This is a genomic window from Noviherbaspirillum aerium, from assembly GCF_008929045.1.
GTDB classification, from domain to species: Bacteria; Pseudomonadota; Gammaproteobacteria; order Burkholderiales; family Burkholderiaceae_D; genus Noviherbaspirillum; species Noviherbaspirillum aerium.
Map to the genome: position 1 here is coordinate 63382 of NZ_VFAH01000017.1, position 23841 is coordinate 87222.

General features: G+C 59.9%; 21 protein-coding genes. 13 read left to right on the plus strand and 8 right to left on the minus strand.

What is annotated here, in order from left to right; all coding sequences use genetic code 11:
• The first annotated feature begins 171 nt into the window (after positions 1-171).
• The 6 genes from FH061_RS21025 to FH061_RS21045 all read left to right on the plus strand — a co-directional run bounded on the left by FH061_RS21025 (position 172) and on the right by FH061_RS21045 (position 4979).
• Positions 172-1485 carry a DEAD/DEAH box helicase gene (locus FH061_RS21025; RefSeq protein ID WP_151637795.1) on the plus strand — a complete coding sequence of 438 codons (1314 nt, stop codon included), beginning with the start codon at positions 172-174 and terminating at the stop codon, positions 1483-1485.
• A 57-nt stretch (positions 1486-1542) separates the two neighbouring features.
• A complete protein-coding gene (locus tag FH061_RS21030; RefSeq protein WP_151637796.1) occupies positions 1543-2391 on the plus strand; it encodes a PA4780 family RIO1-like protein kinase in 849 nt (282 codons plus the stop codon).
• Between the two features lie 4 nt (positions 2392-2395).
• The gene (locus tag FH061_RS30615; RefSeq protein ID WP_192805176.1) at positions 2396-2569 is read left to right on the plus strand and encodes a hypothetical protein; all 174 of its coding nucleotides are present in this window, start codon (positions 2396-2398) and stop codon (positions 2567-2569) included.
• Positions 2570-2667: 98 nt separating this feature from the next.
• On the plus strand, positions 2668-3168 hold the full coding sequence (locus FH061_RS21035; RefSeq protein WP_151637797.1) for a C40 family peptidase: 501 nt from the start codon (positions 2668-2670) through the stop codon (positions 3166-3168).
• Positions 3169-3173: 5 nt separating this feature from the next.
• Complete coding sequence (locus FH061_RS21040) at positions 3174-3722, plus strand: DUF2939 domain-containing protein (RefSeq protein WP_151637798.1); 549 nt, start codon at positions 3174-3176, stop codon at positions 3720-3722.
• 138 nt (positions 3723-3860) lie between these two features.
• Positions 3861-4979: an MBL fold metallo-hydrolase gene (locus FH061_RS21045; protein ID WP_151637799.1), complete on the plus strand. Its 1119-nt coding sequence runs from the start codon at positions 3861-3863 to the stop codon at positions 4977-4979.
• A 105-nt stretch (positions 4980-5084) separates the two neighbouring features.
• Here the strand turns inward: FH061_RS21045 and FH061_RS21050 are convergent, their stop codons facing one another.
• The gene (locus FH061_RS21050; protein WP_151637800.1) at positions 5085-5489 is read right to left on the minus strand and encodes an FKBP-type peptidyl-prolyl cis-trans isomerase; all 405 of its coding nucleotides are present in this window, start codon (positions 5487-5489) and stop codon (positions 5085-5087) included.
• Between the two features lie 195 nt (positions 5490-5684).
• Here FH061_RS21050 and FH061_RS30620 point away from each other — a divergent pair, with 195 nt between their 5' ends.
• The 5 genes from FH061_RS30620 (at position 5685) to FH061_RS21070 (ending at position 10859) form a co-directional block, all read left to right on the plus strand.
• Positions 5685-5846: a hypothetical protein gene (locus tag FH061_RS30620; protein WP_192805177.1), complete on the plus strand. Its 162-nt coding sequence runs from the start codon at positions 5685-5687 to the stop codon at positions 5844-5846.
• 457 nt (positions 5847-6303) lie between these two features.
• A complete protein-coding gene (locus tag FH061_RS21055; RefSeq protein WP_151637843.1) occupies positions 6304-6768 on the plus strand; it encodes a carboxymuconolactone decarboxylase family protein in 465 nt (154 codons plus the stop codon).
• A 50-nt stretch (positions 6769-6818) separates the two neighbouring features.
• Positions 6819-7721, plus strand: coding sequence for an RNA polymerase sigma factor SigJ (sigJ, locus tag FH061_RS21060; RefSeq protein WP_151637801.1), 903 nt, complete (start codon positions 6819-6821; stop codon positions 7719-7721).
• Positions 7722-7839: 118 nt separating this feature from the next.
• Positions 7840-8130 carry a hypothetical protein gene (locus tag FH061_RS21065; protein WP_151637802.1) on the plus strand — a complete coding sequence of 97 codons (291 nt, stop codon included), beginning with the start codon at positions 7840-7842 and terminating at the stop codon, positions 8128-8130.
• A 311-nt stretch (positions 8131-8441) separates the two neighbouring features.
• Positions 8442-10859 (plus strand): DNA polymerase II, encoded by a 2418-nt coding sequence (locus FH061_RS21070; RefSeq protein ID WP_225984779.1) that lies wholly within the window; start codon positions 8442-8444, stop codon positions 10857-10859.
• Between the two features lie 68 nt (positions 10860-10927).
• On the opposite strand, the gene FH061_RS21075 is transcribed toward FH061_RS21070, so the two are convergent.
• The 6 genes from FH061_RS21075 to FH061_RS21100 form a co-directional block, all read right to left on the minus strand.
• Complete coding sequence (locus FH061_RS21075) at positions 10928-12070, minus strand: HupE/UreJ family protein (protein ID WP_318841039.1); 1143 nt, start codon at positions 12068-12070, stop codon at positions 10928-10930.
• Positions 12067-13260, minus strand: a complete 1194-nt coding sequence (locus FH061_RS21080; RefSeq protein WP_151637803.1) for a tetratricopeptide repeat protein — start codon at positions 13258-13260, stop codon at positions 12067-12069. The genes FH061_RS21075 and FH061_RS21080 overlap by 4 nt, the downstream gene beginning before the upstream one ends.
• A 186-nt stretch (positions 13261-13446) precedes the next feature.
• Entirely contained in the window at positions 13447-13686 is a 240-nt protein-coding gene (locus tag FH061_RS21085; protein WP_151637804.1) for a hypothetical protein, read from the minus strand.
• A 20-nt stretch (positions 13687-13706) separates the two neighbouring features.
• The gene (locus FH061_RS21090) at positions 13707-15197 is read right to left on the minus strand and encodes a DUF4331 domain-containing protein (protein ID WP_151637846.1); all 1491 of its coding nucleotides are present in this window, start codon (positions 15195-15197) and stop codon (positions 13707-13709) included.
• 353 nt (positions 15198-15550) lie between these two features.
• Positions 15551-17062 (minus strand): hybrid sensor histidine kinase/response regulator, encoded by a 1512-nt coding sequence (locus tag FH061_RS21095; protein ID WP_225984780.1) that lies wholly within the window; start codon positions 17060-17062, stop codon positions 15551-15553.
• Positions 17063-17108: 46 nt separating this feature from the next.
• Positions 17109-18605, minus strand: a complete 1497-nt coding sequence (locus tag FH061_RS21100) for an ATPase domain-containing protein (protein WP_151637806.1) — start codon at positions 18603-18605, stop codon at positions 17109-17111.
• A 548-nt stretch (positions 18606-19153) separates the two neighbouring features.
• On the opposite strand from FH061_RS21100, the gene FH061_RS21105 reads away from it, so the two are divergent.
• A complete protein-coding gene (locus tag FH061_RS21105; protein WP_151637807.1) occupies positions 19154-19972 on the plus strand; it encodes an alpha/beta fold hydrolase in 819 nt (272 codons plus the stop codon).
• A complete protein-coding gene (locus FH061_RS21110) occupies positions 19962-21986 on the plus strand; it encodes a hybrid sensor histidine kinase/response regulator (protein WP_151637808.1) in 2025 nt (674 codons plus the stop codon). Before FH061_RS21105 ends, FH061_RS21110 begins: the two co-directional genes overlap by 11 nt.
• 285 nt (positions 21987-22271) lie before the next feature.
• On the opposite strand, the gene FH061_RS21115 is transcribed toward FH061_RS21110, so the two are convergent.
• Positions 22272-23828 (minus strand): methyl-accepting chemotaxis protein, encoded by a 1557-nt coding sequence (locus tag FH061_RS21115; protein ID WP_225984781.1) that lies wholly within the window; start codon positions 23826-23828, stop codon positions 22272-22274.
• Between the last annotated feature and the right edge of the window lie 13 nt (positions 23829-23841).

Sequence of the window (23841 nt, forward strand, 5' to 3'; positions counted from 1 at the left end):
ATCAATCCGCTTCTGCGGTTAGTGTTACACTTGTCCCCGCGTTGGTTCTCCTATCAGCCTGTTTGTCGACGCTCGCGATCAGATCCTCTTTCCGCGTTTCATTCCCTTAAGCGATTCCGCCTAGACTGGTTCGTGCCTTTGCACGCAGGTAGATTCTTGGAGCAATTCCCTATGCATTTCACTGAACTCGGCTTGTCCGCCGACATTTTGCGCGCCATTTCCGAACAAGGCTACAGCACGCCTACCCCTATTCAGGCACAGGCGATTCCCGTCGTGCTTGAAGGGCATGACTTGATGGCCGCTGCCCAGACCGGCACCGGCAAGACTGCCGGCTTTACCTTGCCTGTCCTGCAACTGCTCAGCAGCCGCAGCAACTCCGCGCACACCAAGCCCCGCGTTCTGGTACTGACCCCGACACGCGAACTCGCTGCCCAGGTCGAGGACAGCGTTCGAACCTACGGCAAGTATCTGCCGCTTAAATCCGCCGTGATTTACGGCGGCGTCGGCATGGTGCCGCAAACCAGGGCTTTGCGTTCTGGCGTCGACATCATCGTCGCCACGCCGGGTCGCCTGCTCGATCACGTCAATCAAGGCAACGTCGATCTGTCCGGCATTGAAATTTTCATTCTGGATGAAGCCGACCGCATGCTCGACATGGGCTTCATTCACGATATCCGCCGCGTCGTTGCCCGGCTGCCGAAGAAGAAACAGACCCTGATGTTTTCCGCGACGTTTTCCGACGAGATTCGCGCCCTCGCGTCAAGCTATCTTCACAATCCGCAACGGATCGAAGTGGCGCGACGTAATGCGGCGGCCGATATGGTCACGCAAAGCGTCTATCACGTGGACAAGGCAAGGAAACGCGATCTGCTCGTTAAACTGATCGACGACAACGGATGGCACCAGGTGCTGGTGTTTGCGCGCACGAAGCACGGCGCCAATGCCCTGGCCGAAAAACTTGACAAGGCAGGCATCCGCTCCTCGGCAATCCACGGCAACAAGAGCCAGGGTGCGCGCACCCGAGCGCTGGCCGATTTCAAGAGTTTGAAGCTGCACGTGCTCGTCGCGACAGACATTGCCGCACGCGGCATCGACATCGACATGCTGCCGCACGTGGTCAACTATGAATTGCCCAACGTGCCGGAAGATTATGTGCACCGTATCGGACGTACCGGACGTGCCGGCAGCGTTGGCCAGGCGGTCTCGCTTGTATGCGTGGACGAGCACAAGCTGTTGCGGGATATCGAGCGCTTGCTCAAGCGAGAGATTGAAGTCAAAACCTTGCCCGGCTTCGAGGTTGATCCACGGATCAAGGCTGAGCCGATCGAGAATGGGCGCCACAGCCAGGCGCCGCGCAACGCGGCGCGTACCGGCCAGCACAAGCCGCAACAACGCGGGCCACAAACCGGCAGGCCCGCACCCGTCACCTCCGGACAGCGACGCCATACGGACCGTGCCGGCAATCCGCGGAGCCGGATTGATTGAGGTGCGCCTTTATCCTCGCTACGCCTTGCGAAGGCTGGGGCCTGATCGGCGGTCGCCATGAAGACACCAAAAAGAATCCAGCCCTTGATTGAGGAAGGCTTGGTCGACGAGGTGTTGCGTCAGCTAAGGAGCGGCAAGGAAGCGACTGTTTATGTCGTACGTTGCGGAGACGAGATCCGATGCGCAAAGGTATATAAGGAGGCGACGCAACGCAGCTTCCATCAAGCGGTGGCGTATCAGGAAGGCCGGCGCGTGAAGAACAGCCGGCAAGCGCGGGCGATGGAAAAAGGGTCGCGATACGGGCGCAAGATGGCGGAAGAGGTTTGGCAGAACGCCGAAGTGGATGCCTTGTATCGGTTGGCTTCTGCAGGCGTACGCGTGCCCGCGCCTTATATCTGCTTTGAAGGTGTGCTGTTGATGGAGCTGGTGACGGATGCGGATGGCAACGCCGCTCCGCGCCTCAGTGATGTGGAGCTGGACCGTGAGGGCGCATTAAGCCTGCATGCAATGTTGTTGCGACAGGTCGTGTTGATGCTTCGCGCCGGCGTCATTCACGGCGATCTCTCCGAATACAACATCCTTGTCGATGCGAATGGCCCGGTGATTATCGATTTGCCCCAGGCAATCGACGCGGCTTCCAGCAGCGTTGCATTGGCAATGCTGGAACGTGACGTAAGTTGCCTCTCGGGTTTCTTCGGCAATTTTGCGCCCGAGCTGCTGTCGAGTCAGTACGGAAAGGAAATCTGGAATTTGTTTCAGGCCGGCTTGCTGACACCAGACAGTCCGCTCACGGGGCAGGTCGCGGCGCCTGAACGGCCTGCGGATGTCGAGGCGGTGATCCGCGAGATCGAGCTGGCGCGGCAGGAGGAGGAACATGCGGCTTATTCCATGGCGAAGCTTGGATGAATCAGTGGCCAGCATCGGCGACGATGCCGGCGCACCCGCAGGCACCGGCTTCAACCTCGACCAGCCCGCAACCGAAACAATTTCTGAACGGAACATCAACCAGAAACCTTCGGCATCCCTGCGGGGCGGCGACGGCATTCGTCGAACACTGCGCCTGTGCGGGAGTTTGATTCTCTGAAACATCCGCACTTTTGCGAAAGCTTGAGTGTGGTTCACATTATTTGTGCGGGATTGCAGGGAGGCTATACAATTGCCTGCCAACCATTGCAGAACCGCATGAAACGCCTCCTTCCCCTGCTCGCCCTTATTCTTTCCATTACCCTGGCCGGTTGCGGTACTGCCCCTACCGCTCCCAAAGGGCGCATCGGCCCCAACACCTTCCAGAATGAACCCGAGGCTTCTCCGGCGGCGCGCGAAGTTGCCATGTACGCCTTGATGCTTTTAAATACCGGATACCGCTTCGGCGGCAAGAATCCGGAGGCCGGGCTGGACTGTTCGGGCATGGTGACCTACGTATACCGCGAAGCGCTGGGCATGTCCCTGGCGGGAAACGCCGCCATGCTCGCCCGCGAGGGCCGGGAAACCGCAATAGACCAGCTTCGGCCCGGCGACCTGGTGTTCTTCAACACCTTGGGCCGACCGTTTTCCCATGTGGGTATCTACCTTGGCAAGGGCGAATTCATCCATGCGCCCAACGCGCGGGGCCGGGTGCGGGTGGACAAGCTCACCAACCGGTATTGGTCAGAGCGATTCGAAGTAGCCAGGACATTGCTGTAAGCGTCATGAAACTCAGGAAAATTGCGGTTGCCGTTGCGTTGCTCGGGCTGGTGCTGGTGACGGCCAGCTATTTCAGCCCGCACTGGACGGTCTACCGCATGCGCGTGGCGATTGAAAAGCGCGATTACAAGACTTTTTCTTCCTATGCCGACTTTCCTGCCCTGCGGGACAGTTTCCGAAGCCAGCTGCTGGCGGGTGGCGCCGGACCGGGCATCAATCCGCATTCCGCCGACAATGTGCTGAAACGACTCGGACAGGAAATCGGCGGACTCGTCATGGGTCCGATGATCGATGCGGCGGTGGGGCCGGCCGGCGTCATGGAAATGCTGAACAGCGGCGTGCCGGGAATTACGCAAACCGTCATCAAGAGCACGATCACCCAGGTGCCGGCGGCCGGCGAAGCCATGCCCTCAATGAACATCGCCTATCAGGGATGGAGCCGCGTGGCCTTTCGGGGCGACGGCGCGCTGGAAAAGGACGGCAGCTTCATACTGGTACGCTCAGGATTCTGGAGCTGGAGGCTCGCCGAGGTCGTGCTGCCGCGCCAGCCTTGAAACGGAAAAACTCGGGCTTCCAGGCATGCCGGTGCCGCCCCATGACGCGGCCTCCTCGCTCATGCCCTGGATCCTGCATGTCCAACGTCTCGCATCAGACGTCGTATACTGTCATGCACTCCTTTGCATTCCGACAAGATGAAATCAGCCATCCTCACCTCGGCGCTCCTGGCCGTGCTGGCCACGACTGCCTGTACCAACATCAATCCGCACTATGATCCCGCGAAGCCGCATCATACGGTGGAAGGCTTCAAAAACAATTACCCTCCGAATCCTGCCTATCAGCGCCCGGCGACCGGCTTCATCGAAGGCTGGGTCGCAAGGATCAAGAACTGGACGAGCCCGAGCAATGCCCGCGATCCGGCCGCGCCGATTGTCGGCGTGACGCCGGATCTGAACTTCGTTCATAGCAATCGCAGCGAGCCGGCCCTGACCTGGATAGGACATGCGACCTTCCTGTATCAGACCGGCACCGGCCTCAATGTGCTTACGGATCCCGTGTTCGACGAGCGCGCATCGCCGATAGGCTTTGCAGGCCCGAAACGGCATCAGCCACCCGGAGTGGCGCTTTCCGCCCTGCCCCATATCGATGTCGTGATGATCAGTCACTCTCACTACGATCATCTGTCGGTCGACTCGCTGCGCGCACTCTACCGGCAGAAAGGCGGACCGCCCATGATGCTGGCGCCGCTTGGCGTCGACCTCTGGCTGGAAAAGTATATTACCGGCGGCGACCGGTCGAGGATCGTCAAGATGGATTGGTGGGACAAAACCTCGGTACGCGGAATGGAAGTCCATTTCCTTCCGGTCCATCACTGGTCTTCCCGTACCCCCTGGGACCGCGACGAAAGCCTGTGGGGCGCGTTCGCGATCAAAACGCCGAAGGCGTCCTTTTTCTTTTCGGGCGATCTGGGGTATTCAAAAGACATCGGGGATATCGCCGCGCGATTCGACGGTTTCGATCTTGCCGCCATCGGCATCGGCGCCTATCAGCCGATCTGGTACCGGAACTCTCATGTCAGCCCGGACGAGGCCGTCAGGATCCACCGCGAACTCAAGATCCGGCGCAGCATAGGCATGCATTGGGGAACCTTCCCCATGGGGCAGGAAAGGCTTGATCAGGCTCCCGTCGACCTTGCGCAGGCGCGCCGCGACCAGGACATTGCGGAAGACGAATTCTTCGTCCTCCGGCATGGCGAAACCTTTCTGCCGGCGTCGAACACCAGGCGCCACGGCGAACAGCGCAACCCGTCGTGATAATGCGGGATCAATGAGATGAGCGGATGAGGGGCATCGCGCTCATTTGCTCTGCTTCCCTCCCTGTTCATTGTGGCGCCCTGCCGCGCAGTTCCGCGCAAGCCGCTACTGGATCGCGATCAGTTCAACCTCGAAGTTGAGGTCGCTGTTCGGCGGGATCACGCCGCCCGCGCCACGTGAGCCATATGCGGTCTTGGCGGGACAAAAGAGCTTCGCTTTTTCCCCCACGTTCAGCTTTTGAACGCCTTGCGTCCAGCATGGAATTACGCCGGACAGGGGGAAGGTGGCCGGCTCCCCGCGCTTGTAGGAACTGTCGAATTCCGTGCCGTTTTGCAGCGTTCCGCGGTAATGCACCTTGACGACGTCCGAGGCCTTCGGACTCGCTCCTTTGGCGGTCTTGATCTTCTGGACCTTGACGCCGGACTCCAGCGTTTCAACGGGTGCATCCGCTGCAGTCGCGGCGCCGGCCGCGATGGACAGAACAGCAAGCAGCATAGAAATTGTCTTCATATCGTATTCCAGGTAAAAGAAAGCGGAAACGGAAACCTAGCAGAGTGCAGGTTGCGGCGCAACGCCATTCGACAAGCGAGAGAAATTCACAAAGCTTATTTCTCTCCATCACCACTTGAAATTGGGAATGTCGCGCGGTCAGGCCTATATTGTCTTCACACCAGAAGACATTACGAAAGTACGAAAGGAAAAGCCATGACAACTCTTGCACTCAACGCCGCAAACCGTTCCTTCGCGTTTTTGGGCACATTCATGGATGCATTGGACAAGGCCATCACCATGGCAAAAGCAGTTCACCACGACAGCCCGAGCGCGGACGACATGAAGAAAGTACGCGCCATCGCGGAAACAATCTGAAGTCAGCGTCCCGCATCTGACATTCCGGTATTCGGGCATCAGTTATTAAGCTGTCAAGCCGGGATGTCTGGCGGTTTCAGGCTGGTCGATACGCCCAGCCACTCTGACACCAAGACTCCGACACTCCGACACCGAGAATTACCCGAAGGGCTCGCCATTCCGCAAGGATGGCGGGCCTTTCTCATTTCCAGTATGGGTATTCCACATGGATTATCCTGCTTTTCCAAGATCCTTCACTCGTTCCCTCATTGATCCGCGACACGGAAAGCATTCCGGCGGCGTGGTGGACTGCCATGCCGAAGCCCCGACTTGCCTGCGCAATAACACGAACGCCTTGGCCCTTCAAAATCCCGGGCAACAATTTTCCTCGCGACTGTCACAGCGCCTCCCGGCCGCACGTCTAATGATGGAAGGCGGCGCATTGGGCGCCCGCCCCTCACAACCAAGAAGGACGGCCATGACACTCAACGCACGCATTTCCCTGCTCAAGCACGCCCCCGCCAGCCTCAAGGCGCTGATGAACCTGTCGGGCTCGGTCAAGCAAAGCTCGCTTGGCGAGCGGCTCGTGGAACTGGTCAATCTGCGCATTTCGCAAATCAACGGCTGCGGCTTTTGCGTGGACATGCATTGGCGCGACCTGATCCGCCAGGGCGCAGATCCGCGTCATCTCAACACGGTTGCGGCCTGGCGCGAATCCCCTTTTTTCAGCGAGCGTGAGCGGGCGGCGCTGCGCTGGGCCGAGATCGTCAACAGCCAGCCGCATGCCGATGCCAGCGATGAGGAATTCGCGCGGGTGCGAGAATATTTTTCTGAAACCGAGATCGTCGAACTAGGCTATGCCGTGGCCACCATCAAGGCCTGGAACATGCTGAATCTGAGCCTGCGCAATCCTGTTCCCGAAGTGCCCGCGCCTGGATTTTAATGAGTAACATGAGGCCTGATATCGACACGAGGCGTGAAGGAGAAGCAGCGATGGACGCACGGAATAACATCGGGAGCGAAGGAGTGTTTGCCGGACTTCGCGCGCGGTTGTTCTCCACCGCCTACCGGATGCTTGGTACGCGCGCCGATGCCGAAGACGTGGTGCAGGACGCCTGGCTGCGCTGGCAGGCCGCCGATCACGACAGCCTGCAGTCGGCGGAAGCCTGGCTGGTGACCGTCACGACGCGACTCGCGCTTGACCGGCTGCGCGAACGCAAGATCGAGAGGGAAAGCTATCCGGGCTGGTGGCTGCCTGAGCCCCTGGTCGAGATGGACGAGAACACGCCGGAAACGGCGGCTGAACTGGCCAGCGATGTTTCGCTCGCGCTGCTCTGGACGCTAGAGCGCCTAAGCGCGGATGAACGCGCCGCCTTTCTCCTTCGGCAGGCATTCGACCAGGACTATGGCGACATCGCCGCCTTGCTGGGCAGGAGTGAAGCCGGCTGTCGCCAGCTGGTGCATCGCGCGCAGGAAAAAATTCGCGAGGAGCGACCGCGTTTCCCGTCATCGCCGGAGGCGCACCGTGCCCTGATCGGTGCTTTCATGCAGGCCGCAGGCCGCGGCGACCGGGACGCGATGAAAGCCCTGCTCTCGCCGCAAGTCACCCTGGTCAGCGACGGCGGCGGCAAGATGCCTTCATTTGGCCGCGTTCTTGAAGGGGCGGGCCGGATTGCCGGCGTGTTCTGGTCGATCGAGCATCAGAATCCCGGGTGCGTGCAATACCGGATGGCGCGGGTCAATGGCGAGCCGGGATTGCTGCGTTACGTCAAGGGCCGCATCGAATCGGCACAATCCTTCCATATCGATGACGGACGTATTGCCAGCGTATTCGTCGTGCGCAATCCTGACAAGCTGGCAGGCGTGCCGCAGCAGTTCCTGGATACAGCGACATGAGGTAGCTTGACGCCCGTGCATTACGCGGCATCATGCGGCAAAAATTTTCGTTTTATATTGAACAATTCCCGAATAGACACATCAACAAGCTTCTTCATTCTGCTTATTGAGCCAGTTGATGGACGACAATTCCAGTTACCGTGTCTATGATCCGAACCGTCTGCTCGACAGCGTGCGCGATGCGCTGCAACTTGCAAATGACGCCGCTCTTGCCAGAACGCTGCAAGTGCGACCGCCCGTGCTGAGCAAGATACGGCACCGCCGGACGCCGGTCAGCGCTTCATTGCTCATCCGGATACACGAGGAAACCAACTTCAGCATTGCGAAACTGCGGGAGCTGCTCGGAGACAGGCGGCAGAAGTTTCGCGTAACCGATGCCTATATCAAAATAAGCCCTTTGGACAATTGATACTGCCGCCCGGATTCTAAAAAGCTGCCTTCGGCGGATGCCGGTGTCTGTCGCAAAGCGGCAAGTCATCGCTTTCGAGGTCCTTGGCACCCGGTCTCCTGCGGAGATTCGATACCGAGCACAATAACAATCTGCTAACCAGCATAAACCCGGCGCGAGCTGCTGCACCCAACAAGGGTTCTTTCAACGCTCCCTGCTTGCCCGCCGGGCCGCCATAACGCTCTTTTTAAACCGGCACTCACCGGCACTCACAAACCGCAAGCATGGTTTAAGATGCTTGCCTGCATGCATTGTTTCCTTGGCGAAGCAGCATGAGGGTATTGTGGATTGCTTCGGGAGAGTGCTTTGAAGGTGATGCGCTGGTGGAACTGAAACTGGGATTCCTCTTGACCCGGCACTGGCGCGACACGTCCGCCGGCACGGAGGTTGATTTCTGGGTCGCCACCGATGACGGTCCGCAGCAGCTTCGACTGCCTCACCAAGTGTCGGTGGCGTTCATCCCCGCCGAACAGGAAGACCAGGCAAAAGCGGCATTGCAGGGCGAGCGCGCATGGGAACTCCGCCCGCTCGAACTCCGCGATTTCCACCGTCGCCCGGTGCTCGGCCTGTATTGCCGCCAGTATCGCCAGCTGCAGAAGCTGGAAAAGCGCCTGCGCGAAAACGGCATCGAGGTCTATGAAGCGGACATCCGTCCGCCCGAGCGCTATTTGATGGAGCGTTTCATCACCGGCGCGGTCACGTTTGGCGGCCGGCCTTCACAGGATGGCGGTCCGCTGCTCGACTGCCAGATCAAGCCGGCGACCGCATACCGCCCCCGCCTGCGCACCGTGTCGCTCGACATTGAAACGAATGCCCATGGCGACCTGTATTCCATTGCGCTCGAAGGCTGCGGCCAGCGCCAGGTCTACATGCTGGGACCGGCAAACGGCGAACAGGAAGCGCTCGACTTCGCGCTGGAGTACTGCGAAAGCCGTTCTCTCATGCTGGAGCGATTGAACCAATGGCTGGCATGCCACGATCCCGATGCGATCATCGGCTGGAACCTGGTTCAGTTCGACCTGCGCGTGCTGCAGCGGCATGCCGATCATCTGCGCGTGCCCTTGCGCTTCGGGCGGGATGGCGGCGCGCTCGGCTGGCGCGAGCACGGCGGCAAGAGCCAGCACTTCTTCGCATCCGCGGCCGGCCGCCTAATCATCGACGGCATCGAGGCACTCAAGTCGGCCTCCTGGAATTTTCCTTCCTTCAGCCTGGAGCATGTGTCGCAGACGCTGCTGGGCGAAGGGAAGTCCATCGACAATCCTTACCAGCGGATGGCGGAGATCGACCGCCGCTTTGCCGAGGACAAGCCTGCGCTGGCGCGTTACAACCTGAAGGATTGCGAACTGGTCACGCGCATCTTCGACAAGACCGGGCTGATGAGCTTCCTGCTGGAACGCGCCAGCGTCACCGGGCTGGCCATCGATCGCAGCGGCGGTTCCGTTGCCGCCTTCGAGCACCTGTACATGCCGATGATGCATCGCCAGGGCTATGTGGCGCCCGGTCTCGGCGATGTCGCCGGGGAAAACAGCCCGGGCGGCTTCGTCATGGACTCACGCTCGGGACTCTATGACTCGGTACTGGTCCTCGACTACAAAAGCCTCTACCCCTCCATCATCCGCACCTTCCTGATCGATCCGGTAGGTTTGGTGGAAGGACTGCATCATCCGGACGATGCCGCAAGCGTGCCGGGATTCCGCGGCGCACGCTTTTCTCGCGACAGGCATTGCCTGCCCGCCATCGTGCGGCAAATCTGGCGGGAGCGGGAAAATGCCAAGCGCGACGGCAACGCGCCGCTGTCGCAGGCCCTGAAAATCATCATGAACGCTTTCTATGGCGTGCTGGGCTCCAGCGGCTGCCGTTTCTTCGATCCGCGCCTGGCATCATCGATCACCATGCGCGGCCACGACATCATGCGCCGCACGCGCAAGCTGATCGAGGAGCGTGGTTACGAAGTGATTTACGGCGACACCGATTCCCTGTTTGTCTGGCTCGGGCATCCTCATTCCGATGATCAGGCAAACGAGGTCGCCGATGAACTGGTCGCCCATGTCAACCGATGGTGGGACCGCCACCTGCGCGAGGAACTCCATCTCGAGAGCGCGCTGGAACTTGAATTCGATACCCACTACCGGCGCTTTCTCATGCCGACCATCCGCGGTTCGGAGGAAGGCAGCAAGAAACGCTACGCCGGGCTGGTCGCAAGAGACGACGGCAGCGAGGAAGCGGTCTTCAAGGGACTGGAATCGGTCCGCACCGACTGGACGCCCCTGGCGCAGCAGTTTCAGCAAGCGCTGTACCTGCGCATCTTCAAGGGCGAGCCGTATCAGGATTATGTGCGCGACTATGTCAGCCGCACCGTCGGCGGCGAATTCGATGAGCTGCTGGTGTACCGCAAGCGCCTGCGCCGTCCGCTCGACGAGTACGAGCGCAATGTGCCGCCGCATGTACGCGCCGCGCGCATGGCCGATGACTACAACCTGCGCCAGGGGCGTCCCAGGCAGTACCAGAATGGCGGGTGGATCCGCTATGTGATGACCACCGCCGGCCCGGAACCGCTCGAAACGCGGCGGTCTCCCATCGATTACGATCATTACCTGACGCGCCAGCTGCAGCCGGTGGCGGATGCGATCCTGCCCTTCGTGCAGGACGATTTCACGGCATTGACGAGCCGGCAGCAGATTCTGTTCTAGAACGCGACCCTTGTCTGCAACAGGCATATCCGTGCGAAAACACGGCATGATGAATATCGCCGCGCGAATCAACCCACATTCACTTCAAAGGCACGCTCCACCAGCCATACGCTGGCGAGCAATGCGATGGCCGCCGATCCGCCGACGAAGATGGCACGGCGGTAAAGCCAGGTCTTGCGCAAGCCGTAGGCCAGCGGCAGGAATGCCGCGACGATGGCCAGCTGTCCAATTTCCACGCCGAGATTGAAACCCACCAGCGAAAGCAGCAGTGCGGACTGCGGCAAGCCGAGGTCGCCGAGGACGCTGGCGAAACCAAAGCCATGCACCAGCCCGAACACGAAGGCCGCAATCCAGCGCTGTCCCTGGAAAAACGGGACGAGATTATTCACTGCGGCGATAACGACCGATGCCGCGATGGCCGATTCGACCCAGCGCGTCGGCAGACTGACCAGTTCCAGCGCGGCGAGGCTCAACGTGATCGAGTGGGCGAGCGTGAAAGCCGTCACGACCTTGAGCACATCGGTCACCGCGGGCCTCAGGCGGTCGGCCGATTGCCATTGCCGCTGATGGAATACGAGCACCGCCGGCAGCAGCAGGGAAATGAGGAACAGAATATGGTCGAAGCCGATCCAGATATGCCAGACGCCGTGACCAAAGTAATCGATGAACTGGGCGAGCGGACCGAAACCGGCTGCATCGACGCGAATGCTCGGCTGGTCCGGACTGAAGATCGCGCTTGTGCCCTGTCCGCCCTGCGCAAATTTCAGCAAGCCCCGGTGCTGGGGATCGAGATCGAACAGCAGCCGGTATTCGATGTCGAGCGCATTGACGGCTTGCTCGCAAGTGGCGCTGAAGCGAAGCACCGCATAAGCGCCGTCGCTGTGATGATCGATCAGATGAGCGGTCGGGGCCGCACGGCATGGGCTGCCCCCGGCCTTGAGCGACAGCCTCGACAGCGCGTAGGCTGCGATGTCGGCATGCCTGTCCCGGATCTCGGACCAGGTGAGTTCGCCATCGCCGTTACCATCGATGCCGACCGCATGTTCCAGGTCGCGCAGCGCGATATCCCACTGGCCGCGCACTTCATGTGCCTTGGCATCCGACGTACTGAGGGAAAGATAGCTGTCGCTCGGCTTGTGCGCATGTGCGGACGGCATCAGTCCCCATGACAGCGCCGAGATCACGATCATGAGAAAGCGGGCAAGCATCATGAGCGCGCTCCCAGCTTGCCGGCAAGCGCCGCAAGGGCCACGTCCTGCACCCCGTTCGACTGCATCCATTGCAGAACCGGCTTGGCCGCGCCGCGATCCCCGGCGGCGAGCGCCGCTTCCAGCAGGATGCGCGCATCGGCGGGTTCCTTTTGCGTCTTCCAGTTTTCGCTGGCCAGGCGCAGTGCTTCCGCAGGATGGTTCATCAGTCCCAGTTCGAAGCGTGCCCGTTCACGCAGATGCTCGTCGCTGCCGCGCTGGGCGGCAGCCGTGAAGCGCGTGCGCAGCGTGGCGGCCTGTTCGCCGGCCTGCGGCGCATTCCGCGCACGCAGCGCAAGCGCATGGCGCAGCAGCAGACCGTCGACCCGGCCATGCCTGGCAAGCAGGCTTTCCGCCTCGGCGGCACGGTTCTGGTCCAGAAGAAAATCGGCATAGGCGCCGAGAAGATAGGTATCGCGGGGAGCAAGCGCGAGCGCGCCGCGGAAATGCGTTTCGGCGGCGCCGGCATGGCCCAGGCGCACAGCCATTTCCGCCAGCAGCGTCATTGCCCAGCTTCGGATGCCGGGATCGGCATCGGCATGCCTTTTCAGCGTCGATTCGAGCAGCGGATACACTTTTTCCGCCTGGCCGCTCAGGCTTGCCGCATTCGCCATGCAGGTCACCGTCACCAGTTCCGGCGCCAGGGCCTGCAGCCTGGAGCAGCTCGCTTTCGCCTTCGCGTATTCGGCCTGCACCTGCTCGATGGTGGCGCGGGTGAGCCACGCCTGGGCATCGCGGCTGTCGGTGCGCAAGACGGCGTCGAGGTCCTGCAAGGCTTCGGCGAACTGGTGCCTGCCCTGCAGCAGCGTGGCCCGCAGTAGGCGCACTTCGGTTGGCGGATCGGACAGATTCCACCAGGGCGCCAGCGCGGCCTGAGCATAGCCGAAGTAACGGGGATCGCCATCCAGTCTTCCCGCTTCCACGTAGCGCCTTGCCAGGACCGCGGCCTTGGCAAGGTCGTTCGGCGTTGCCGACAAATCGGCGCGGAGCCGTTGCAGCTCCTGCTGCCGCGGATCGCCGCGCGAAGGCAGTCGTTCAATTACCTGATCACCGCTTGCCGGCACATACGGCGCGGCGAATGCCGCCGGCGGCACTGCCAGCAGGCAGACAAGCTTGAGTGGCGCGATCAATGACGCCGCCCGAGGAACGCGCATGGGTCTTCCCTCCCGATTCATTGGAGCGGCCGGCAACCCGCCAGGGGCGCCGGCCAGGACGCGCCGCGGACCGGAAGATTACCGGACCGGGGCGGTGTTGCGCAGCCTTCACCTGCAAATGCGATCGGGACCGAGCGCAGTGTGCGGATTGCGGGCTGCGGGCTGCGGATGCGGATCGCCGGGCGATCAGCTTGTCGGCTGCGGCTCCGTGTCCTCGGGCGTGGTCGCATTGAATGCATCCACCGACGTGGGCTCGGCGGAATCGCTGCCGCCGCTGATCAAGGCAAGCACGCTGCTGATGAAGCTGTCGCCGCGCGCTGGCGTCGTAGTGTCGGCCGGCGCACTCGCCGTTCCGCTGTCGCCGCCCCCTCCTCCGCATGCGCTCAATGCCAAGGTCATTGCGAGCACTGCTAACTGCGTCTTCATGGCTGTCTCCTTGGGCCGGATTACTGGTTGGGCGAGCCTGCGAGCGGTGTGCGCAGGTAGGGGAAGGCATTGTCGAACCGGGTGCTGTCGACATAGGCGCCGTCGGTGAAATCGATCAGGCCGGCCGGCGCGTCCTTGGCAGCGCATCCGATGTTGACATGGCAGAGACGGCCCATGACCACGCGCAATGCGATGTCGACGACATCATCGCCGGGACGGCGTCCGTTCGGGAAGCCCGCATTGTCGCCGCCAATCACGCCAAGACGATTCTGCGTGCCGGACGCTGCCGGTGTGGCGGTATTCAGGCGCAGCATTTCCGAGGCGACCACGTTGGCCGGCTGGTTCAGGCCACTGACGCCGGTGAGGAATGCGGTGACGAGGTCGTTGCGCGGGAAGTTGGTCGGCGCCTTCACGCCGGCGCTGCCGAATAGCACCTCAACCAGGGCCGGCAGGGTCGGATTGGTGACGTAATCAATGAATTGCCCGTCGCCGCTCGGCTTGCTGTGGTTAAACTGGTCCTTGTCCTTGAGTCCGATCACGACTTCATTGACCAGCGGATTGCCCAGGCGCGAGACCTGGGTCCATGCGCCGCCGTCCTTTGTCGCCGCACCGCTCTTCGGTGTCGGGTTGATGACGCGGCCCTGGCGCAGGCTGGCCGTGGTCCAGCCGCCGACGACCGGTTCGGCGCCATTGGTCAGACAGGCGATCGGCACTTCCATGGCGATCGAGGTCACGTTCTTGCCGGCGAGCGAGTCCTGCGCCGCACGTTCCGCATTCGGATCGAAGGCGGTGGCCGGCGCCTTGATATTGATGAGGTCGAAGGTTTCGCCCAGATTCACCACGAACGGATCCTTCCGCTGGCCGACAAACACGCGTCCTGGCGCGGCGCAGCCGGGGATGCTGACGTTGTAGAGATGCCTGGCGGCATAGGAGGCGTAGTCGGCGATCGACTTGTTGCCGATGTTGTCAACCGGCTTGTCGAAGGTAGTCCCGCCGCCGGCGGCATTGGCCACCGCTTGGCGCGTGCCGGTGCGGCGGTCCCCGCGCACGACATTGATGGAATAGGTTTCCCTCCGGTTCAATGCCGCCGATCCCGGGGTGTTGATGTCGGATGCGCCATTGATGACCAGCGGAATCGATACCTGCTTGCCGCCCACGGTAAGCTTGGTGTCCCGATTTTCATTGTTGAAGCGGAACTGGAAAGTCAGGTCTTCCTTGGCATCGCTATTGTTGTCAATGTGGATTTCATAGAGCGCGTCGGGATCCATCGCGAAATAATTCGGGCCGGCGCCTGGATCCTGAAGCGGAATATAGTTGGCGATCAGCGTCACGTAGCCGGATCGGTTGGCCTCGTAGCTGCGGAACATGTAGAAATCGGTGGCGTCGACGGTGGGCTGCCGGGTAATGAAGGGAGCTTCCCGGTGGCTGGAAGCGGCGGCCGGCAGTGCGGCAAGGCCGGCCAACGCTCCGGCAATGAGACTGACGCCGAGCTGGCGCCTGTTGGTTCGCATTAACATGACTCTCTCCTTGATTGATAGAACAACGGAATCTGTGCCCGCCTTCGTTGTACGGAGGAGTACGGAATCTGGATTCAAATATGTTCACGCTCGGATCGGCGCCGGATCGGCACCGAATTGACCCCATCAGAAGTCGGCGGGTACAGTCTTGGAGAGCGTCAATGACAGGGGGCAAGACGCATCTTCCTCAACCTGGAAACATGGGATGAATCGGGAGGCCTCGGTCAATGCGAAGCCGGTCCCTATCGTATAGGGAAGGAAACGGTCGGGAAAAGATGCATGTCATCGACGTTCCGGCATCGCGCCATCCGTATGATCGGCATCATCCGCGCCGGCTGTCGAGCCGGTTATTGCAAAGACACCGGCGTTGCCAGGATGGCAAGCAGCCGCTCCATGTCCACAGGCTTGACGAAGTGATGGAGAAATCCCGCGTCGGCGGTATTCCTCCTGTCCTGTTCCTGGCCGTAGCCGGTAATGGCGATCAAGGTCAGATTTTTTGTTTGCGCCTGCGCGCGAAGGCACCTTGCAAGTTCATTGCCATCCATGTCCGGAAGGCCGATATCGAGCAGGCAAACGTCCGGCAAGTCCTTGCGCGCCCGCTCCAGCGCATTTCTGGCACTGTGCTCGATCATGATTTCGTGGCCGGCCGATTCCAGAAACATGCCCAGCATGCGCGCCGCATCGACATTATCGTCAACCACGAGCAGACGTTGCCGTCTCGGGGATGGCGACATCATGCGGGGCTCATCATGCTCGGAGGCATTCCCGGGCGCCATGGCCCGCGGCAGCAGGACGGAGAAGGTGCTTCCCTTTCCGATGCCGGGACTGGTCGCCTTGACCGAACCATGGTGCAGCTCGACCAGGCTTTTTACGAGTGACAAGCCGATTCCCAAACCTCCCTGCGACCGGTCCGGCGTTCTTTCGGCCTGCGTAAACATCTCGAAGACATGCTCGATTACCTCCGGCGCCATGCCGATGCCATTATCCGTCACGCTCAGGACAATGTTCTTGCTATCGACCTCCATTGTCAGGGTAATGGTGCCGCCTTCCAGAGTGTATTTCGCCGCATTATTCAACAGGTTCGAAATAATCTGGATCAGGCGTTTCTGATCGCCTTGCACGAGGGCCGACACGGGCGGCGTATGCACCGACAGATGGTGCCTGCGCAGATCGATCAGTGGCCGCACCTGTTCGACCGCATTCGCCACGATCTTCCTTGCATCGACCAGCCCCTGATCCAGCTCGACCAGCCCCCTGGACACGCGCGACACATCAAGCAAGTCATCGATCAGGCCCGTCATGTGCTCAACCTGGCGCGAGATGATGTCGCTGGTTTTTTTCATGCGGTCCGGATCGAGATCCACCATCTTTAACAGTTCCGCGGCCGCACTGATCGGCGCCAGGGGATTGCGCAGTTCATGCGCAAGCATGGCAAGGAATTCATCCTTGCGGCGATCGATTTCACGCATTTCATACTGGCGCTTGCGTGCCCGCAGCGCGGCATTGGCGGCGGTCAGCAGCGTGATGCTTTGAACAGGACGCTCCAGGATGGTCACGTTTCCAAGCTCCTGGTAAATCTTTCTCATGCCCTGCGCATCAAGCCCTCTCTTGCTGAGAACGATGACAGGCAAATCGGACCAGGTCTGCTGCTGATTGAGGAACTGGGTGAACGACTTGAGAAAGTCGACCGTAAGAGCTTCGTCCACGATGAAAAGCGCGCCCGCTCCTTTATCAAGCTCGGCAAGAATGTCGACAGCGGGGGAGCATACGAAGCACGTGAGACCGGCGCGGTCAAAGACCTGGGATACCAGCCGGGCGTCTTTTCCCGTGGGAGCGAGGATGAGAATTCGCTGTTCCATACGTGTTGTCATCCGATGCGATTATCGAAAGCCGTTGCCAGGTACGTCAAGTCGGCAAAAAGTCATTGCCGCCGGGACCTGCCACCAGCGTCGGCACGCCAGTCAAGATGCCCTGGAAGTTTTCAAGCACCCGGCCAACCTCGATTCCGTGCGCCGTGATGCAGAAGCGGCGTAAAGTGGTTTCATGGGCGCTGCCGCGTTTCTTGAATACCGAGATCGCTTTTTCCACCGCGCCTCTCGCTTCAAAATACCGCAGGATCAGCACATTGTCGGCCATGTAGCTCACGTCGAGGCTGGTCGACATCGCGCCGACTATTCCCTGCTGCACACCGACCAGGAACGTGACAACTCCCCGTTGTCCAAGATAGGTTAATACCTCATGCAGATGGGTGGTCAGAAAACTTGCCTCCGGCATCGCATTCATATAGCCATTCAAGCTGTCGATAACGATGACCCTGGCGCCATTATCCGCAGCCTTGCACACGGTATGCGTAAATTCTCCAGGCGACATTTCCGCCGGATCGATCTGGTAAACCGCAAGCAGCCCGGACTCATAGGGAGTACGCAAGTCAAGGCCGATTCCATCGCAACGGTTCAGCAAGGTGTTGAGCGATTCTTCAAACAGAAAGATCGCGGCGGGTTTTCCTTGCCCGGTGACGGCGGCAATGAACTGTGCCGCCAGACTCGATTTCCCCGTGCCGGGCGGACCGGAAATCAGTGTGCTGGATCCTTCTTCAATGCCGCCGCCCAGCATCGCATCAAAAGAAGCGAGACCGCTTGGTATCTGCGAGCGCTTGATCAGTTCGCGCGACTCGGCCGCCACGATTCTGGGATAAACGACGATGCCGCCGGAGATGATCGAGTAGTCATGCGGGCCGCGGCGAAACGAAATGCCACGGTATTTCAATATGCGCACGAGACGGCGTTCCGCGCCATATTCCGAGTCGGTGTGCTGCAGTGAAATGACTCCATGGGCAATGCTGCGCACCTGCTGGTCGCCGCCTATGGCAGTCTTATCATCGAGTAGCAAGGCCGTGCATGAGCGCGTGGCGAAATATTGCTTCAACGCCAGCACATGCCTTCGATATCTCAATGCACTGCCGGAGAGCAGTTGCAATTCCGAAAGGGAATCCAGCACGATGCGTGTCGGCCTGGTTCTTTCTATGACTTCGAGGATGAGCTTGTTGGTTTCGCCCAGTTCCACTTCGGACGGGTGGAGAATCGTATATTGCTCGTCCGGATCGAGAATGCTTTCTTCGGGTATGACTTCATGCACGGTAACGCCATCCATCGAAAATCCGTGGGATGCCGCAACCGCCCTCAGTTCGATATTGTTTTCGGCAAGGGTGATATAAAGAACGGATTCTCCCCGTTTTGCTCCCTCGATGAGAAACTGCAGTGCAATCGTCGTCTTGCCGGCTCCCGGATCGCCTTCCAGCAGATACAGACGTTCTTTGGTAAGGCCGCCGCCGAGTATGTTGTCGAGGCCGGGAACGCCGGTGGAAATGAATGCCTGACTGGAATTATTCTGTTGTGAAAGCATTGGATATTCGCGAAGGTTAGATGATTTACCGCGATACATGAACGCTGGCTCAATCTAGCCCACCGTTAGTCCTGCAAGCCATGACCAAGTCATACTGAACATTCTACAGGTAAAGTCGCTGGCGCCTGACAGGACGCGGGAAGCCCGGAACCTGCTCGGCGCCTGCAACGGTCTTTTCGCATCCATCCTTATTCATTCAAGCATGTCGTGCTCATTCAAGGGAGCAATATACTCATCACTGCATTGGGCGAGCCGTGTGCATTAACGCATAAGCTTGCGCATCAAAGGACGATTGCAAACGCAAGTGATTCACCACCACATGATTAATGCGCCCGCTTCCCCGTAATTAATGCACACGGAAGCTGATCAAGCTCCTGCACAGTTCCTGTCAATGGCTGATAATGTTGCAAGGAATTTTCGCAGAGACACAGGCAGTACCATTATTGCCATTTCGCGGATCGGGAAGAGCCTCCGGTCAGTCGGGCTCGGAATGCGGAAAAGCTGTTGCCGGCTCTAACTGTTCCATCAGAGAAATCAACGGGTGCAAGATGGACCAAGAAACCAATTTCATCATTGAACAAAACAACGTTAAGGTTTTGGGCCGTGGCACAAAGCCCATGATTCTTGCCCATGGATTTGGTTGTGACCAAAACATGTGGCGGCATGTCATACCCGCTTTTCTGGACGACTATAAAGTCATCGCTTTCGATCATGTGGGTGCGGGCGCATCGGACCTTACCCGGTTCGACCAAAGCAAATATGCCTCCCTGGAGGGTTATGCCGAAGATGTCCTCGGCATCTGCAACGAGGTCGCCGGACCGGGTACGATCTATGTGGGACATTCGGTCAGTGCGATGATTGGCGTGCTTGCGGCGATCCGGCAGCCTGCATTGTTTGAACACCTGATTCTTGTCGCGCCTTCGCCTTGTTATATCAATGACGGTGATTACATCGGCGGGTTCAATAAAAGCGACATTGAAGAGCTTCTGGAATTCATGGATGCCAATTATCTGGGGTGGTCACATGCCCTGGCTCCAACCATCGTTGGAAATCCGGACCGGCCCGAGGTTGCTCAGGAACTGGAAAACAGCTTTTGCCGCACGGACCCTGAGATTGCCAAGCATTTTGCCCGGACAACCTTCCTCTCCGATAATCGAAGCGACCTGTTGAAATGCAACGTGCCCGCCCTCATTCTGCAGTGCGCGGATGATGTCATTGCCCCGCGTACGGTCGGCGAATTCATGCACCGCGAATTGCGCGAAAGCGAGCTATATTTGATGAAGGCGACCGGGCACTGCCCGAATCTCAGCGCGCCGGAAGAAACAATTGGCGCGATAAAAGAATATCTCGCGACCCATGGAACATAGCAAGCCCGATCTGGAGAGTCTGGTTCAGGTAGAGGACATACAGGATCTCTACGAAAATGCACCGTGTGCTTATCTGCTGACTCTGCCTGACGGAACCATCATCAGAGCGAACGCCACCTTCTTTCGCTGGACCGGATATGACCAGGGTGCTCTCGATGGAAAAGTCCGTTTCCAGGATCTCCTTGCGATAGCCGGGCGCATTTATCACGATACCCATTACGGCCCGCTGCTGTTAATGCAGGGATACGTTAATGAGCTTGCCTTCGATGTGAAGTGCAAGGACGGAAACAGGCTTCCCGTCTTTCTCAGCGCCATACTGAAAAGAAACGAAGACGGCCAGCCCCTGCTGATCAAAACCACGCTGGTGGATGCGCGAGGCCGACGCGCCTACGAGCAGGAACTTCTTGCCGCCAAGCGTAGAGCGGAGGATGCCGAGAGCGCCTTGCGCACGCTTAACAATACCTTGGAAGCCGAGGTGGCGAAGCGTACCGCCGAGCGCGACCAGCTCTGGCGTCTCTCGCAGGACCTTCTCGCTGTCGGCTCGACTGAAGGATACTTTACCCGGGTCAACCCGGCCTTTACCGCGGTTCTCGGATGGACCGATGCTGAAGTGTGTTCCTTTCCTTTCAGCGAGCTGATTCATCCGGAAGATACGGGAGCATTTCTGGAGGCGATGGACAGGTTGCGCGCCGGCGAGGCTCTGAGCAACCGCACCGGGCGTCGGCGGCACAAGGATGGAAGCTATCGGTGGATATCCTGGAACATCGTTCCGGATGCCGGCTCGCTCTACTTCGTCGGCCGGGATATCACCGAAGAGAGGCGCCAGGCCGAGTATCTTCGGCAGATGGAGGAAAGCCTGCAGCAGGCGCAAAAGATGGAAGCCGTCGGCCAACTGACGGGAGGTCTTGCCCACGACTTCAATAATCTCCTGGCAGGCATCGTGGGCAATCTGCAACTGATGCGGCTTCGCTTCACGCTCGGCCACAAGGACGATCTGCTTCGCTATATCGACGCGGCCGAAACCGTGGCGGGGCGCGCATCCGCGCTGACCCACCGCATGCTCTCGTTTGCCCGCAGGCAGACCTTGTCAAATGTCGCCCTGGATGTCACTCAGCTCATAGAGTCGATGGTCGACATGTTCGCGCAGACGGTTGGCCCCGACATTCGGATTCACACCGCGCTGGAAAACGACCTGGGCCTGGTGAAGACCGACCGCAATCAGCTCGAGAGCGCCCTGCTGAATCTGGTCATCAACGCCCGGGATGCCATGCCCGATGGCGGAACCATAGTCATCGAGACGAAGAAAAGCGTGATGGATAGCCCGGCGGGGTTGGCGGAAACGCCGCTGCCATCCCCGCAGGAATTCGTCACCATCAGCGTCAGGGATACAGGCAGCGGAATGAGCCCCGATGTGGCTTCGCGTGCGTTCGAGCCTTTCTTCACCACCAAGCCGATCGGCCAAGGCACCGGCCTGGGTCTTTCCATGATTTTCGGATTCGTGAAACAGTCCGGCGGGCATGTGGAAATCCGCTCGGAGGTTGGCACCGGAACGACGGTCAGTCTTCGGTTTCCAAGGCACGTTGGCGAGCCGGCAGACCTGAAATCATCGGCTTCCTTGGAAGGACGATCTGCCAAGTCATCAATGTCGTCAACCATCCTTATGGTTGACGACGAAGCGCCGCTGCGAATGCTACTTGCTGAAGTACTGGAAAATGAAGGCCATATCGTGGTGCAGGCCGAAACCGGTGCGCAGGCCCTGGCTGCCCTCGATCAAACGCCGAACATCGACTTGCTTGTGACCGATATTGGCCTGCCCGGCGACATGAATGGACGCCAGCTTGCAAAGGTCGCCAAGCGGCTTCGTCCGGAATTGAAGACAATACTCATCACTGGCTATGTGCAGGATGCCGAAGTTCGCAATGACATCATGGCAGGCGACACGAAACTGCTGGTAAAACCGTTTGCATTGTCGGTGTTCACGGAAGAGGTTGCGAAGACGCTTCAGGCGTTATAAGAATGCAGGCATGCAGGGACGGCAAGTTCGTGACGCTGTCATTCGCAATGAACACGCGCATGTGATCGAGATTGTCACGGTCATTGAACTGGTCCAGGCAATAACAATTGCGGCAGCGCCGCTTTCCTCCGGCGTATTCGTGCCGATCCGGTACAGGTTGCGCGCATTGCCGCAGAGACGAACACGGTATACCCGCAATACACGCGGTACGCATCGTCCATGCTCTCCGGGAAGCACGCCGTCTTCCCTTGCGATTCATTTAGCTCTCGGCCGACGCGACGTCGGTCAAGCCGAAGCCGGCTCGTCGTCAAGCTTGAAGGAGGACACGACTTCAACCAGCGTGCCGGCCTGCCGCTGCAGCGAGGCGGCTGCCGCAGCGGCATCTTCCACCAGGCTGGAGTTCTGCCTGGCGGCGTCATCCATCCCTGCCATGCTGCGGTTGATCTGTTCAATATCCGCCGCCTGCTCCCGGCTTGCGGCACTGATCTCGGCCATGATGTCGGTCACACGGTTTGCGCTGGCCACGATTTCCTGCATGGTGGCGCCGGCTTCGGCCACGCGCTTGCTGCCCTCATCCACTTTTTCAACCGAGTCATCAATCAGCCCCTTGATCTCGCGGGCGGCATTGGCGGCGCGCTGCGCGAGATTACGCACCTCGCCCGCCACCACCGCGAATCCCCTGCCCTGCTCGCCGGCGCGCGCCGCTTCCACCGACGCATTGAGCGCGAGGATGTTAGTCTGAAACGCGATGCCGTCGATGACGCCGATGATGTCCACGATGCGCTGGGAAGAGGCGCTGATGGAATTCATCGTGCCGACCAGCTGCGTCACGCTGCCTCCGCCCTTGCTTGCCAGCGTGGAAGTCGAAACCGCAAGTTCGTTGGCGCGAGTGGCGCTGTCAGCATTCTTCTTGACGTTCAAGGTCAGTTCCTGCATGGTGGCGGTCGTGCCGACGAGCGAAGCGAGCTGCTCTCTGTTGCGCTCCGAAAAATCCTGATTGCCGGAAGCGATCTGCTTCGACGCCGCCATGATGGAGTCGCTCGACTCCTTGATCTTGCCGACCAGGTCGGTCAGCCGGTCCTCCATGTCACCCAGGGAAGACAGCAGGCGGCCGAAATCGCCTCCCCGCTCGGTATTGAACTCCTGGCTGAGGTCGCCGGAACTGACTGTTTCGGCAATGTAAATGGCTTCCTGCAGCGGTGTAATGATTCCACTGGCAAGCCAGACACCCAATCCGGCCGCCGCGATCAATGCCGCCGCTCCCAGGCCATAGGCTGCCAAACGGGTTTCCCAACTGCTTTTCGCTGCGGCGTCGGCTGCGGCCTGCACACGCTTCTTTTGCATCGCGCCCAGGCTGGCAAGCTGTTTCTGCAGGGCCTGCAATGCCGGCGCCATTTCGCTTGCCATCGCCTTCGCGGCTTCATCGCGGCTGTCCTGCTTGAGCAGATTTTCCGTCTTTCGCAGTGCCGCGGCATAGGCTGCCAAGGCTTCCTCGATCCTGGCCACTGCAGCGGCGTCATCACTGGAGTCGGCCACGGATTGCAGTGATGACAGCAAGGCCCGCATGCCTGATATCTCATTGTTCAAGGTATCGGCTCCAGTAGCGGCCTTGTCTGCCAGTCCGAAGAGGGCTGCCGTCCGGGCGGCACTCGCGCCCGCCGCCGACTGCATTCCCATGACAGCCTCGATTCTGCTCCACTCGGTCCTGCTCATGTGACGACCGGCGTCTTCCATGACGCTCAACTGCCGATCGGATACGGTGATGGCTGCCGTCATCAGCATCAATACGGCGGTGAAACCGATGGCAATCCGGTGGGTAATCTTCAGGTTTTCCAATGACATGCTTGTCTCATGA